This window comes from Mesorhizobium sp. P3_A2, from assembly GCF_056403115.1.
Genome location: NZ_JBFUGC010000019.1, coordinates 39,361 through 53,693, shown reverse-complemented (window position 1 = coordinate 53,693; position 14,333 = coordinate 39,361). Strand labels below are relative to the sequence as shown.

Annotated in this window: 13 protein-coding genes; 7 read left to right on the top strand and 6 right to left on the bottom strand. The window is 65.6% G+C overall.

Annotation, left to right across the window (positions count from 1 at the left end):
* Positions 1-23: 23 nt before the first annotated feature.
* Together AC1DXM_RS29920 and AC1DXM_RS29915 are read right to left on the bottom strand one after the other, a co-directional pair.
* Entirely contained in the window at positions 24-785 is a 762-nt protein-coding gene (locus AC1DXM_RS29920; protein ID WP_477238870.1) for an SDR family NAD(P)-dependent oxidoreductase, read from the bottom strand.
* Positions 785-2,032 carry an MFS transporter gene (locus AC1DXM_RS29915; protein ID WP_477238868.1) on the bottom strand — a complete coding sequence of 416 codons (1,248 nt, stop codon included), beginning with the start codon at positions 2,030-2,032 and terminating at the stop codon, positions 785-787. Before AC1DXM_RS29915 ends, AC1DXM_RS29920 begins: the two co-directional genes overlap by 1 nt.
* Before the next feature lie 243 nt (positions 2,033-2,275).
* On the opposite strand from AC1DXM_RS29915, the gene AC1DXM_RS29910 reads away from it, so the two are divergent.
* Genes AC1DXM_RS29910 through AC1DXM_RS29880 form a run of 7 tightly spaced genes read left to right on the top strand, consistent with a single transcriptional unit; the run spans position 2,276 to position 9,397 of the window.
* On the top strand, positions 2,276-2,626 hold the full coding sequence (locus tag AC1DXM_RS29910) for a RidA family protein (RefSeq protein WP_477238866.1): 351 nt from the start codon (positions 2,276-2,278) through the stop codon (positions 2,624-2,626).
* A 24-nt stretch (positions 2,627-2,650) separates the two neighbouring features.
* Positions 2,651-4,081, top strand: a complete 1,431-nt coding sequence (gene hydA / locus AC1DXM_RS29905; RefSeq protein ID WP_477238864.1) for a dihydropyrimidinase — start codon at positions 2,651-2,653, stop codon at positions 4,079-4,081.
* The gene (locus AC1DXM_RS29900) at positions 4,066-4,992 is read left to right on the top strand and encodes a nitrilase-related carbon-nitrogen hydrolase (RefSeq protein WP_477238862.1); all 927 of its coding nucleotides are present in this window, start codon (positions 4,066-4,068) and stop codon (positions 4,990-4,992) included. Before hydA ends, AC1DXM_RS29900 begins: the two co-directional genes overlap by 16 nt.
* Positions 4,985-6,316 (top strand): Coenzyme F420 hydrogenase/dehydrogenase, beta subunit C-terminal domain, encoded by a 1,332-nt coding sequence (locus AC1DXM_RS29895; RefSeq protein WP_477238860.1) that lies wholly within the window; start codon positions 4,985-4,987, stop codon positions 6,314-6,316. Before AC1DXM_RS29900 ends, AC1DXM_RS29895 begins: the two co-directional genes overlap by 8 nt.
* Entirely contained in the window at positions 6,313-7,473 is a 1,161-nt protein-coding gene (locus AC1DXM_RS29890) for an NAD(P)/FAD-dependent oxidoreductase (protein ID WP_477238858.1), read from the top strand. Before AC1DXM_RS29895 ends, AC1DXM_RS29890 begins: the two co-directional genes overlap by 4 nt.
* Positions 7,470-8,741 (top strand): hydantoinase/carbamoylase family amidase, encoded by a 1,272-nt coding sequence (locus AC1DXM_RS29885; RefSeq protein ID WP_477238857.1) that lies wholly within the window; start codon positions 7,470-7,472, stop codon positions 8,739-8,741. The genes AC1DXM_RS29890 and AC1DXM_RS29885 overlap by 4 nt, the downstream gene beginning before the upstream one ends.
* Positions 8,738-9,397 (top strand): cysteine hydrolase family protein, encoded by a 660-nt coding sequence (locus AC1DXM_RS29880; RefSeq protein ID WP_477238856.1) that lies wholly within the window; start codon positions 8,738-8,740, stop codon positions 9,395-9,397. Before AC1DXM_RS29885 ends, AC1DXM_RS29880 begins: the two co-directional genes overlap by 4 nt.
* On the opposite strand, the gene AC1DXM_RS29875 is transcribed toward AC1DXM_RS29880, so the two are convergent.
* Genes AC1DXM_RS29875 through AC1DXM_RS29860 form a run of 4 tightly spaced genes read right to left on the bottom strand, consistent with a single transcriptional unit; the run spans position 9,382 to position 14,325 of the window.
* Entirely contained in the window at positions 9,382-10,872 is a 1,491-nt protein-coding gene (locus AC1DXM_RS29875) for an N-acyl-D-amino-acid deacylase family protein (protein ID WP_477238854.1), read from the bottom strand. The genes AC1DXM_RS29880 and AC1DXM_RS29875 overlap by 16 nt on opposite strands.
* A 3-nt stretch (positions 10,873-10,875) precedes the next feature.
* Positions 10,876-12,417: a trimethylamine methyltransferase family protein gene (locus tag AC1DXM_RS29870; protein WP_477238852.1), complete on the bottom strand. Its 1,542-nt coding sequence runs from the start codon at positions 12,415-12,417 to the stop codon at positions 10,876-10,878.
* A gap of 19 nt (positions 12,418-12,436) precedes the next feature.
* Positions 12,437-13,405, bottom strand: coding sequence for a D-2-hydroxyacid dehydrogenase (locus AC1DXM_RS29865; RefSeq protein ID WP_477238850.1), 969 nt, complete (start codon positions 13,403-13,405; stop codon positions 12,437-12,439).
* 11 nt (positions 13,406-13,416) lie between these two features.
* Positions 13,417-14,325 (bottom strand): dihydrodipicolinate synthase family protein, encoded by a 909-nt coding sequence (locus tag AC1DXM_RS29860; protein WP_477238848.1) that lies wholly within the window; start codon positions 14,323-14,325, stop codon positions 13,417-13,419.
* Positions 14,326-14,333: the final 8 nt, after the last annotated feature.

The window sequence follows — 14,333 nt, the reverse complement described above, 5'->3', positions numbered from 1 at the left end:
CCTTTGAAATCGATCTGAAGAATTCAGCGCGTCGCATAGCCGCCATCCACGAGCATATCGGAGCCGGTGACGAAGGATGCATCCCGCGAAAGCAGGAAGGCAGCTGCTGCCGCGACCTCCTCCGGCTCGGCGATCCGGCCAAGCAGATGCGCCGGTCCGAGCGTGGCATTGGCCGCCTCGAAATCCCTAAAGCGGCGCAACAGCCGCGTCGTTGCCACCGCGCCCGGCGAGAGGCTGTTGACGCGCACCTTGTCGGCGGCGTGGTCGACGGCCATCGCCTTGGCGAGATGGATCAGTCCGGCCTTGGCGGCGCAGTAGGCGACTGCCTTTGTGGTGGCGACGCGACCGAATTGCGAGCCGATGAAGACAACCGAACCACCGCCGCCGGCCGCGATCAGCGGCACCGCGTGCTTGCTCATCAGGAACGCGCCGGTCAGGCCGACATCGATCTCGCGCCGCCACGCGCTCTCGTCGAGATCGACGACAGTGGCGCTGGTCGACGGTGCGGCGGCATTGTGCACCAGCCCGTCCAGCCGGTTGAATTTCTGTCTGGCGAACTCGACAGCGGCCTGGGCGGAATCGCTATCCGTCACGTCGCATTGGCAGGCCGCAGCCGAAGGGCCAAGCGTTTCGGCAAGCTGGGTTGCAGGTTCGAGATCGTAGTCGGCGCAGACTACCCTTGCGCCCTCAGCGATGCACCGCTCGGCGATCGCGGCGCCGATGCCGCTCGCGGCACCCGCGATCAGGATGACGCTGTCTTGCAGGCGGTTCATGGCGGTCGTCATCACACCCGGTCCTCGACGGCTTGCACGATCGGCCCCGAGACCGGCCGGCGCAGGAGATTGTAGCAGGCGGCAAGCGTCACCAGAACCGCGCCGCCGCCCAGCAGCAGGAACATCGCCGGCGCACCCATATGCGCCATCAAGCCGGCGGACACGCCTGGCGTCGCGACATTGCCGATCGAGTAGAGCAAAAGCAGCGTGCCGGAGGCGCCGACCATGTGCCGGCTGTGCAGCTGCGAGGCGCCGAATGCCATCGCCACCGGATAGATCGTCAGCGCCGTGGCGCCGTAGAGGAAGAACAGCACGAACAGCAGCGCCTCGGAAAAATTGCCAACCCAGGCGATTGTGGCGCACAGCACGACCGACAGCAGGCCTTGCGCCAGCAGGATCAGCCGCCGCTCGAACCGGTCCGACAGCCAGCCGACGGGCGTCTGCGCCAGCATGCCTGCAATGCTGATGGTCGTCACGAGTCCGACCGTTGTCCCCGCAGACAGCCCGATCTGGGTGCCGTAGATCGGCGTCAGCACGAAGATGTTCATGTTGGTGATGCCACCCTGGAAGATGGCGACCACCGTCACCGGTGCCAGCCGGAACAGCGCCAGGGGGCCGAGGCGTTTGACAGGCCCGCTCGCATGATCCGGCTCGGCGGGAGAGGCAGGCAGGGCCGGCCAGCGTCCGCCGACAAATTTAGACGCCAGCGCCAGCAGCACCATCGCTGCTGCAACCGGGAACAGATGCGGCGACTGCGGCCCGACCAGCGCGACCAGGAGTTGTCCGAGCAGTACCGCGATCGCCGTCGTCAGCATATACAGCGAGAACATCGCGCCGCGATTGTGCTGCTCGGCATAGAGATTGATCCAGCTCTCGCAGACGACGAACAGCGACGCCATCGACATGCCTCCCAGCAGGCGAAAGCAGATCCAGCTCGGCACGAAATCGGTGAAGACGAAGCCTGCCGCCGCCAACAGCGCCAGCACAAGGACCACCACGAAGGTGCGCTCATGGCCGTAATGGGCCACCGCCGGGCGCGTGACCAGGCAGCCGACGAAAAAGCCGACGGGATAGGCGGTGAGCACGATCTGGACGACGTCGGGCGAAATGCCTGGCTTGCCGAGATGCAGGGAGACGGCGGTGGTCAGCATGGCGCTGCCGATGCAGGCGAGACAGATACCGGCCATGATCGGCAGCAAAGCGCGTGAGCGCTCTGCGTTTTGCCACAGCCGCATCGCGGATTGGGCGATCGACCTCATGGCTGCGCTGCTCCCCTGGCCGCGCCGACACCGACGCCACCCTGAGCGAGAGGCTACACGGGGCAGCAATTGCTGCAAACGAAGATAGATACGGCTATGGCTTTGATTTTTTTGGCCATGCCGATGATGGAAAGCGGCATCTAGGCCGCTGGCAGGGCTTTACAGCGGTTTTGTGCCATCCATACCATAGGCAAGTCACCGACATCGCGAGCTGCCTGATCGAAAGCAGCAAGGAGGAATTCCATGACGATCGAGCGTCTTGAAAACGGCCAACGCTTCTGCCGGGTGCTGCGCTACAACGGCACCGTCTATGTCGCGGGCCTGACGGCGGACGACCTCTCCGGCGACACCACCTCGCAGACCAGGCAGATCCTCGCCAAGATCGATGCCCTTCTGGCGAAGGCCGGCAGCGACAAGACCAAAATCCTCAGCGCGCAGATCTGGCTCAGGGACATCGCCGATTTCGAGATGATGAACACGGCCTGGGACGCCTGGATCGACCGCAGCGCCATGCCGGTGCGCGCGACGGTCGAGGCGCACCTTGCCGGCGACCAATATCGCGTCGAGATCATGGTGACGGCGGCGGTCGGCTGAGGCCGATTGGGGTGGGCAAACCGGATGCATGAGCTCGTCATCACAGGTGGACGCGTCGCGCTCGACGACGGCTGGGCCGACTGCGACATCGGCATTGATGCCGGCCGCATCTCAGCCATCGGCAATTGCTTGTCCGGCGAGACGCTGATCGACGCAGCCAGGCGCTGGGTCATGCCCGGCGGCATCGACGCCCATTGCCATCTCGACCAGCCGGTCTGGGGTGGGGCGGGCAATGCCGACGATTTCGAATCCGGCACCATCTCGGCGGCTTTCGGCGGCACCACCTGCATCGTCCCGTTCGGCATGCCGGGCCCCGATATGTCGACGATCGGCGCCATTGATCGTGCGCTCGATCGCGCTTCGGGCCGTGCGGTAATCGACTACGGATTGCATGCCGTGGTGACCATGGGCACCGGCGCCGATGTCGAGCAGCAACTCGCGGCGCTTGCCAGCCGCGGCATCGCCTCGGTCAAGCTGTTCATGACCTATCAGGGCTTTGCCGTTGACGATGATCTGTTCTTCAAGGTGCTCGATACCGCTCACAATCTCGGCTGGATCGTCATGGTTCACGCCGAGAACGATGCCGCGATCCGGCGCACGCGCCAGCGGCTGATCGATCTTGGCCGCACCGACATACGCTACCACGTCGTCGCGCATAGCGAGACCATGGAACGCGAGGCGACGCATCGCGCGCTCGCCTTCGCCGAAATGACCGGCGCGCGCATGACCATCGTGCATGTCTCGTCCTGGCAGTCGGCCGAGGAGGTGGCGCGGGCGCGCTCGCGTGGCGTCGATGCGATCGGCGAGACCTGTCCGCAATATCTCTTCATCAGCGGCGCCGATCTCGATCGTCCGGCAGTCGATGCGGCGCGTTTCGTCTTTTCGCCGCCGCCGCGTTCACCGCGCAGCCATCAACATCTGTGGCAGGCGCTGGTCGACGGCGGCATCGACCTCTGGTCCTCCGACCATTCGCCCTATTACTTCGCCGACAAGATCGGCAAGGCGGAAACACCTGGCTTTACCACGACACTCAGCGGCATTCCCGGCATCGAGACTCGTTTGCCGCTGCTGTTTTCGGAAGGGCTGTTGACGGGCCGGCTGACGCTTGAGCGCTATCTGGATCTCACCTCGCGCAATGCCGCTGCGATTTACGGTTTCGCCGATCGCAAGGGCAGCATAGCGGTCGGTCTCGATGCCGATCTGGCGCTGTGGGACCCGGAAGCGACCTGGACGCTCGGCCACGCCGCTTTGCATTCGCGCGTCGACTTCACACCTTACGAGGGCAGGAGCGTGACCGGCAAGCCGACCACCGTTCTGGTGCGCGGCGTGCCGGTGATCGCCGATGGCGTGCTCAAGGCAAAGCCGGGTTTCGGACAATTCGTGGAGCGCACCGCCGCCGACCCGGCCCGCTCGGGAAAACCTGTCGAGGAGACGACGCCATGGCTCGATGCCTGACCATAGCGGTCTGCCAGACCGGGCCGATCCAGCGCAGCGCGACGCGTGCCGAGACCGTCGATCGCCTCATCCATCTGCTGGAACAATCGGCCGCTGCCGGCGCGGAGATCGCGGTCTTTCCGGAAATGGCGCTGACCACCTTCTTCCCGCGCTGGCGCATCGACGATCAGGCCGAGATCGACGCCTTCTTCGAAAGCGCAATGCCCGGTCCGGAAACGCAGCGCCTCTATGATGCGGCCGCTCGTCTCAAGATCGGCTTTGCACTCGGCTATTGCGAAATCACGCGGGAAGATGGCCGCACGCGCTATTTCAACACAATGGACCTTGTCGGTCCCGACGGGCACTTCATCGGCCGCTATCGCAAGATGCATGTGCCGGGCTCGGCCGAGCCGGAAGAAGGCACGACCACGCATCTGGAGCGGCGCTATTTCGAGCCGGGCAATCTCGGCTTTCCGGTCTTCGATTATGGCGGCGTGCGCGTCGGCATGGCGATCTGCAACGACCGCCGCTGGCCGGAGACTTACCGCATGCTCTGCCTCAACGGCGCGGAAGTGGCGGTGCTCGGCTACAACACCCCGCTGCTGCTTGATGAGGCGCCGGCGCTGGCGCATCTCAGAATGTTCCACAACCATTTGCCGATGCAGGCCGGCGCCTACCAGAACACGCTGTGGGTCGCCGCCGCCGCCAAGGCCGGCTTGGAAGACGACCAGGCGCTGATCGGCGGCTCCTGTATCATCGCACCGACCGGCGAGATTGCGGCGCAGGCGATTTCGCTTGGCGACGAGGTCATTGTCCATCGCGCCGATCTCGATCTCATCGCCACCTGCCGCAAGGTGAACTTCGACTTCGCGCTCTACCGCCGCCCCGATCAATATCGCCTGATCAGCGAGCCCGTCGGTTCGCATGTCTGACCTGGGCCGCGTTCCATCCGCCGAGTGCATCGCGCCGCCGCCGGCCATTCCGCTATCGCTGGCAGAGATCGTCGAGAACGGACTTTGCATCGGTTGCGGGCTCTGCCGGTCGCTCGCCGGCCCGCAAGAAGTCGAGATGATCATGACGCCGGAGGGGCGCCTCCGGCCAGTGGCCCACACGGCGCTCAGCCATGCGACCCTGATGCGCATCAATGCCGTCTGCCCGGGAACGCGCATTGCCGGGCCACCGCCGCCGCAAACAGCTACAGCCGCGCTGACAGACACGGTGTGGGGCCCGGCCGAGCGGGTCAGCCTTGGCTATGCTGGAGACCCGGCGGTGCGGTTCCAGGCATCGAGCGGCGGCGTGTTGACGGCGCTTAGCCAGTTCCTGCTGACGTCCGGCCGCGTCAACTTCGTCCTGCACGTCTCGGCGTCGCGAACCGCGCCGATGCGCAGCGAGCGTAGGCTGAGCTTCGATGCCGCGTCGGTTCTCGAAGGTGCCGGCTCGCGCTACGGGCCGGTCGCGCCGCTTGAGGATTTCACCGAGATACTCTCTCGCGGCGAACCCTTCGCGCTGATCGCCAAGCCTTGCGACATCACCGCCGTGCGCAATCTGGCTCGGCACGATTCGCGTGTCGAAAAATATATGAGCTATGCGCTCGCTTTCGTCTGCGGCGGCGCGTCCGACCTGTCGAAATCGGAACAGGTGCTGCAACGCTTCGGCCTCGCCGAGGAAGAGCTCGCTCTGTTCCGCTACCGGGGTTACGGCAATCCCGGCCCTAACCAGATCGAGACCAAAGACGGACGCGCCTTCCAACTCAGTTACCGGCAGCTGTGGGAGGACGAGGACAAATGGATGATCCAGCCCCGCTGCAAGATCTGTCCCGACGCCATCGGCCAGGTCGCCGACATCGTCGCGTCCGATGCCTGGCTGAATGGCGGGCCGGCAGTCGATGACGAAGCCCTCAACGGCATCATCGTGCGCACCCCGCGCGGCCTCGAACTGTTCAATGCAGCGGTCGCAGCCGGTGCACTGGCGATCAAGCGCGAGAGCAGCTTTGCCGAACTCGGCGAACTGCAGTCGCATCAGACGCGTAAGCGCCGCGCGGTCTGGGCGCGGCTGAAAGGCATCGAGATTGCCGGCAAGCCGATGCCCTTCGTGAGCGATCTTGCCCTAGAGGATTGCGCCCGGCAAAACATACTGGCCGACAATCTCGCGGAAGGCCGCGGCGCCCGCGACCGCGCCAGGCGCGGACGGCTGGGTGAGCCGCGTGCGGTGCCACGCCTGAACGAAACAGCCATGGCCAAGGATGGATGTCCATGAGTGTGCCTGAAGAAACCGACGTGATCGTCATTGGCGGCGGCATGGCCGGCGCCGGCGCCGCTTTCGAGATCAGCCGTACGGCCAAGGTGGTGCTGCTCGAGCGCGAAAGCCATTGCGGCTACCACACCACCGGCCGCTCGGCGGCAAGCTTTACCGAAAACTACGGCAACGGCGTCATCCGCCGCATCGTGCTTGCCAGCCGCTCGTTCCTGACCGAACCGCCGGCCGGCTTTTCCGACTATCCGCTGCTGAGCAAGCGCGGCATGATCACGGTCGCGCGGGAAGATCAACTCGACCTTTTGCGCGAAGATCTGGAGGCGGCTCAAGCGCTGGTTCCGACCATCGTCGCCATGACGCCCGCCGAGGCGATCCAGCGCGTGCCGGTGCTGCGCGCCGACTATCTCGCCGGCGCCTATATCGAGCCGCATTCGATGGACATCGACGTCAACGGCCTGCACCAGGGTTTTCTGCGCGGCGCCCGTGCACGAGGCGCCAGGATCGTCACCAACGCCGACGTCAAGAGGATCGGCCGGCAAGGCGGCCAATGGCGGGTCGAAACCTCGGCCGGGACCTTCCTCGCAGCGCGGATCGTCAATGCCGCCGGCGCCTGGGGGGACGAGATCGCTGTCATGGCCGGCGTGCGTCCGGTCGGCCTGCTGCCGAAGCGCCGCACCGCCTTCAACATCCCGGCACCGGCCGGCGTCGACATATCGGACTGGCCGCTGGTCAACGACGTCGGCGCCGAGTTCTACTTCAAGCCGGATGCCGGGCAACTCTTCGTCTCGCCGGCCGATGCGACGCCATCGGAGCCGATGGACGCATATGCCGAAGACATCGACGTCGCCATCGGCGCCGAGCGTCTCGAAAGGGCCACCACGATCGAGGTGCAGCGCGTGTCGCGCTCCTGGGCCGGCCTCCGCACCTTCGTCACCGACGGTTCGCCCGTTGTCGGCCCCGATGACGAAGTGCCGGATTTCGTCTGGCTGGTCGGACAGGGCGGCTACGGCATCAAGACCTCGCCGGCACTGTCGCGCGTCTGCGCCAGCCTGATCGCCGGCGGCGGCATGCCGGATGATGTCGCAAGGCAAGGCGTATCCCTGGCGGACCTCACGCCGCACCGGCTGCGCCTACCTCAATCCAGGCAGGCTGCTTCATGAGCGATGCCGGACTTTCTGTCGGCGGTATTCTGGCCGGGCGCCTGCTGGAGACACTAGCGCAAGCCACCATCGATGCGCCGGGCATCACGCGCGTCGCCTACGGACCCGGCGAGCGCTTTGCCCACGCTCTCATGCGCGAGGAAGCGGAAAAGCTCGGCGCCGTCGCGCGCGTCGATGCCGCCGGCAATCTCTATTTGACGCGGAGAGGTCGCGACCCGGCTCTGCCGGCGATCGTCATCGGCTCCCATCTCGACAGCGTGCCGCATGGCGGCAATTTCGACGGCGCCGCCGGTGTCGTGGCGGGGTTGGCGGTGATGGCAGAGCTGGTCGGGCAAGGCATGCCGCGCGATCTCATCGTGCTGGTGACGCGCGCCGAGGAAGCGGTGTGGTTTCCGCTATCTTATCCCGGCAGTCAGGCCGCGCTCGGCCTGCTGGAACCAACAGCGCTGGACGCGAAGCGGTCGGACAGTGGCCGCAGCCTGGCCGATCACATGCGCGAGGAAGGCTTCGATCCCGACGCCGTCCGGCGTGGCGTTCCGGGCATCGACGCCTCCCGCATCGCCGCTTTCGTCGAAGTCCACATCGAACAGGGGCCGCGCCTGACCGCCGCCGGCGTGCCGGTCGGCATCGTCACCGGCATCGCCGGCGGCTTCCGCTATGTAGATGCCAAGTGCCTTGGCGCCTACGCCCATTCCGGCGCCGAGCCGCGCTTTGCCCGGCACGACAGCGTGCTCGGTTTCGCCGATCTGGTCGCCGGCCTGGAAGCGGAATGGGACGCGCTCGAGCGCGAAGGCCACGAGGCCACCATCACCTTCGGCCGCGTGCAGTCCGACCCCTCGCAGCATGGCGGCAGTCGCGTGCTCGGCGAGCTCGGTTTCACCCTCGATGTGCGCAGCGCCGAGGCCGTTGTTCTCGAGCGGATTGAAGCAAGGTTGCACGCGCTCTTTGCGGCGGTCGGCACGAAGCGCGGCGTCACGTTCGAAGCCGGGTCACGCTTCACTTGGGAGCCGGCGACCATGTCGCAAGCTTTGATCGCAAGGCTGGATCGCGCTGCCGCCGATTTGCAGATGCCTGCGCCGCATGTGCCAAGCGGCGCGGGGCATGACGCGGCCACCTTCGCCGACGCCAATATTCCGACCGCCATGCTTTTCGTGCGCAATGAGAACGGCAGCCACAATCCGCATGAGGCGATGGAGATCGCCGACCTCGATCAGGCGATCCGTTTGCTCCTGCGTTTTGTCATCGATTTCGACAAGGATCAGCCATGAACCACGCCGCCTTACTCGTCATCGACCTGCAGAACGAATACCGCCCGGGCGCCGCCTGGCCAGTCATCGGCTACGATGCGGTGCTCGCCAATGCTGCCCGCCTGATTGAAGCCGCCCGTGTTGCCGGCATTCCGGTCATCCATGCGCAGGCCTGGGTGAAGCCGGAAGAGCGCGCCGGCTATGCCAGGCAGGAGGAAATCCTGACCGAAGAGTTTCGCTCCGCCGTGGCCGGCAGCGAAGGCGCCGAAATTTGCGTCGAAGTGGCGGCGCTGCCTGGCGACATCGTCGTCCACAAGCACTGGCCGAGCGCCTTTCGCCGCACCGATCTTTCGCAGCGGCTTGCTGATCTCAAGGTCGAAAACCTTGTTGTCACCGGCGTGCTCACCGACAGCTGCGTGACCGAAAGCGTGTTCGACGCGGTCTATCAGGGGTTTCGCGTCTGGCTGGTCAAGGACGCCTGCGGCAGCATGAGCGAGGCCATGCACCGCACCGGGATGCTCGACATGGCCAACCGCCTCTATGGCGGCGGCATATTGCGCATGCCTGAGGCGCTGAAAGCGCTTGCCGATCAGACCTTCGATTGCTGGCGTTGCACAAGGCCGGTCGAGTTCGTGTACACGCTGGAGACGGTCGACAGCCTCTACGAAGCGCTGTGATCACCGCCGCAGCCGCAGGCTGCTTTCACGATTGTCTTTGAAGTGGTGGGCTTGAGCACCGCGCCCGGCAGCGCCCCGGTCGCCTTTCCGTCACTCCACACGCACACACCGTTGACGAAGACATTTTCGATGCCAGCGGCGGCTTGGCGCGGCTCTTCGAAGGTCGCGGTGTCGATGATTGTCTGCGGGTCGAAGATCGTCAGGTCGGCGAAATTGCCGACCGCCAGCGTGCCGCGCTGCGCGATGCCGAATTCACGCGCCGGAAGCCCGGTCATCCGGAACACCGCCTCTTCCAGGCTGAACAGGCCGACATCCCTGGCATAGTGGCCGAGCACGCGCGGAAATGTCCCCCACAGGCGCGGATGCGGGTGGATGTCGTGCGGCAGACCGTCCGAACCGATCATGGTGCGCGGATGGGCGATGATGTTTCGGACATCTGTCTCGTCGAGCTGGAAATAGACCGCGCCCGCCGGCAGCAGCCGCTCGCCGGCCTTACGTTCTGTGCAGTTCCATTCGCGCGCAATGTCGGCGATCTCGCGCCGCGCCATTTCGGGGTGCGGCGTGGACCAGGTGATGAGGATCTTCAGCCCGGTGTCGCACCGCTCCAGCCGCAGCACCGTCGAGCTCGCGGCATAGGGGTAGACATCCATGCCGATGTCCATCGTCTCGCGCGCCTGGTCGATGCGCTTCAGCGAAGGGCCGCCCTTGCCGAAATTGGCACGGCCCGTGCATTGGTGATGTGAGATGAACAGCTTGCCGCCGGCATGGCCGGCAATGTCGATGGCTTCCTCGATCGCCTCATCCATTGTCTCGAAATAGTTGCGCGTATGGGTGACATACGGCCCGCCGAGGCTTGCCGCCGTCGCCGCAAGCGCCTTGACCTCTTCAGTCGAAGAGTTGACCGCCGGCGGGTAGTCGAGCCCGGTGCTGAGGCCGAACGCGCCCTCGGCCATCGCCTGCGTTACCGCCTCTTGCATCGCCGCCGTCTCGATCTCGTTGGCCGGGCGGTCGGTCACCGGCATGCAGCGCTGGCGCAATGTGGTGTGGCCGACGAGCAAGGCGGCGTTTGTGGCGATGCCGCGTGTCTTCAGTTCCGCGACATAATCGGCGAAACGGTCGAAGCGAAAATTCTCCTGGCCGCCGACCAGCGTGAAAGGCGGCGGCGGTGCGCGGTCGAGCAGCAGTGGCGCAAGGCTGATGCCGCAATTGCCGGCGATCACCGTCGTAACGCCCTGGCTGATCTTCGGCACCATGCCGTCGGGCGCCAGCAGCGCGCCGTCATCATGCGTGTGCACGTCGATGAAGCCTGGCGCAACGATCTTGCCCGCGGCATCGATCTCTTGTGCACCACGTGCATCGCCCAGGTCGCCGATGGCGGCGATCCTGTCGCCGTCGATGGCAAGATCGGCTTGGAAGCGATCCGTGCCGTCGCCCGAAATCAGCGTCGCATGGCGGATGACGAGATCGTACGGCATCGGTCAGCCGTCCGGATTGGCGGCGATTTCCTCGCGGCGGCGCGCGACGTAGGCGTCGAGCTCTTCGCGGATCGCCGGATCCATCACCGGCTCTTCGTAATCATGCAGGGCCTGCTGCCAGAGTTCGGTGGCGCGCTCCAGCGCGTCCTTGCCGCCCGCTTCCTCCCAGGCGCCATGGTTCTGCCAGTTGGACAGCATTGGCTGGTAGAAGGCCGTGGTGTAGCGCGACATCGTATGCTCGGCGCCGAAGAAATGGCCGCCGGCCGGTACAGACTTGATGGCTTCGAAGCCGAGATCGTCTTCCTGGAACGGCAGCGGCCGCAGGAACTCCATCATGTTCTGCAGAATCTCGACATCGAGCACCAGCTTTTCGTAGGAGGCCGTCAACCCGCCCTCCAGCCAGCCGGCCGCGTGGTAGATTAGATTGGCGCCGCCGAGTACCGCGCCCCACGTCGCCATCTCAGTCTCATAAGCGGCTTGCAGATCGACGACGTTGGAGGCATTCGCATTGGAGGTGCGGTAGGGCAGATTGTAGCGCCGCGCCAGCTGCCCGGCGATGATGTTGGCCTTGGCGTTCTCCGGCGTGCCGAAGGCTGGTGCACCCGACTTCATGTCGACATTGGAGGTGAAGGCGCCGTACATGACCGGCGTGCCGGGATTGACCAGCTGCGTTAGCACCACGCCGAACAGCGCTTCCGCGTTCTGCTGGCAAAGCGCGGCCGCCAAGGTCACCGGCGTCATTGCGCCCATCAGCGTGAACGGCGTTACCGTCACCGGCTGGCCGTGCTCGGCCATCGCGATCAGGCCTTCGGCCATGGCGTCGTCGAACAGGCGCGGCGAGTTGATCGAGATGATCGTCGTCACGCCCGGCGAGGCCCGCATCTCCTCGACGCTGATGCCGCGCGCGATCGCCATCATGTTGATGCCGTCCATCGCCCTGGCGCGGCCGATCGCCGTGCAGTGGAAGGAGAGATCGCTCAGCGTCAGATTGGCATGATAGGTGTCTAGATGCCGCTCGCTAGCCGGTAGCTCCATCGGCGCCACCACCTGGTTGCCAATGATATGGATAGCGTTGAAGTGGTGCGCCAGCCGGATGAAGTTCTGGTAGTCGGGCAGATTGCCCTGCCGGCGGCCATTGATGCGATCATGCACATTGGGCGGACCGGCAACCAGGCCGAACACCAGCGAATTGCCGCCAAGATGGACCTGCTTTTGCGGATTGCGGCTGGTCAGCGTGAAAGAGGACGGAACCGCCCGTAGCGCCTCGGTAACCAGGCTCTCGTCGACCCTGATGGTCTTTTCCTCACGGTCGACGATCGCGCCGGCAGCGGCGAACAGGTCCATCACCTTGTCGCTCATCACGCGAATGCCGAGTTCCGAGAGGATGCGCATCGAGGTGTCGTGCAGACGCTGCATGCGCTCCTCGTCCAGCAACTGCATCGGCGGGTAGGGGTTCTCGACATGCTGCCAGGGCAGCTGCGCGATGCCGCCGCCGCTACGCCCCAGCTTCGATCTGCGGCCCCCGCCGCGCCTGTCCTGCGTCATTTGTGTCGTTCTCCCGGCCTCAATAGCCGCGCTCCGGATTGACCACATTCTTCAGCGGCTCCCCGCTGCGGTAGCGCTTCAGATTGTCGGCGAACATCCGCACCGACTTGATGTCCCAGCCCTCGTAGACCGCTGCGCAATGCGGCGTGATGGCGACATTGTCGTAGCCCCACAATGGATGGTCCGCCGGCAGCGGTTCTGTGCTGAACACGTCCAGCGCCGCGCCCTTGATCCGCTTGCCGTCGAGGGCTTCGAGCAACGCTACCTCGTCGGTCACGCCACCGCGCGAGATATCGATGAGCACGGCTGACGGTTTCATCGCGGCGAAGGCCGCCTTGCCGAGCAGGCCACGCGTGCTGGCCAGCAGCGGCACGCAGCAGACGATGAAGTCGGCGCGACCGAGCAGAGCAAGCAGGGCATCCGGTTCGTGCACCTCGTCAAGGCTGGGCATCGGCTTTGGCCGGGCGCGGACGCCGAGCGTTTCCATGCCCATCGCCTTGGCGCGCATAGCAACGGCCGTACCGGTCTTGCCGAGGCCGATGACAAGGACCGTCTTGCCTTCGATCGGCTCGACACGGCCACCGCCCCACTGGCGTGCCTGCTGGCGGCGCTCGAAACCGCGCAGGTCGAGCGAGAAGGACAGCATGGCGCCCAGCGCATATTCCGCCAGCATGCCGGCGGCGACACCGGCCGAATTGGTCACCGTGACGCGCGCCGGATCCCAGCGGCCGAGATGATCGGTTCCCGAGCCGCCGACCGATACCCACTTCACGGTCGGGCTCTCTACAAGCGCCTGGCGCGGAAAGCGCGGCGTGCCGTCGAAGCGGACGGTGTAGACCACCTCGGCGGCCGTCTGCTCGATCAGAGCCGGCAAAGCCGCATAGGTATCACAGGCGTGGGCGGTGAGATCCGGATGTGTCTCGCCAAGCACCGTCATCGCTGCGGCCGGCCGGTCGGTGTGCAGGATGACGATGGGGTGAGCCGACATGGCGCTGCGCCTCAGCCGCGGCCAATATGGTCGGCCAGAGGGCCGAGCGCTGTGAGCAGCGCCTTGCCGCTTTCCAGCGTTGCATTCTCATGCGGCGCGCGCAGGTTCAGCCAGCGTCTGTCGCCGGACCGCACCGCCAGCACCGCCTTCATCGCCGGGATCAGGCCGGCGTCCTGGATCACCTTGCGGAACGCCTTGATCGCGGCATCTGCTTCGCTGACATCCTTGCCCGCGATTGTCGCATCGTAGAGGGCGCGGATGGCGGCGGCGTTGAGATTGACCGTCGCCGAGATGCAGCCCGCCGCGCCGCTGGCGAGGCCCTTGGTGAGCTGCGCCTCGGAACTCGGGAACACCGCGACACCTGGTGCGGCGGCAATCACTGCCGCCGTATTGTTCCAGTCGCCGGCGCTGTCCTTGTAGGCCACCACAGTATCGGGAAATGCCGCGCTCAGCCGGGCGGTCAAGGCAGGGCTAACCGGCACACCTGAGTTCTGCGGGATATGGTAGAGGATCATCTTCAGCGCCGGGTTCGCCACCCGTTCGATCAGCTCGCTGTAATAGCGCGCCTGGCCGTTGTCGCCGGCAGCGGTGTAGAAGAACGATGGCAACACCATCACGCCGGCGCAGCCGAGGCTGACAGCGTGCTTCGACAGCTCGACCGTTTCGGGCAGTGCGGTGACACCGGTGCCGGGCATCATCCGGGTAGGCGAGATACCGGCTTCGACCAGCCATTCCAGCGCCTGCATGCGCTCACTGAGCGAGAGTGACAGCGCCTCGCCCGTGGTGCCGAACGGCGACAGGAAATGCGCGCCTTGGTCCAGCACCCATTTGGCGTGCGAGATCCAGAGGTCGCGGGCGATGCGGCCATCGTTCTCGAACGGCGTCAGGATCGGGGCGATGGTTCCTTGCGGGCGGGTCATTGATATCC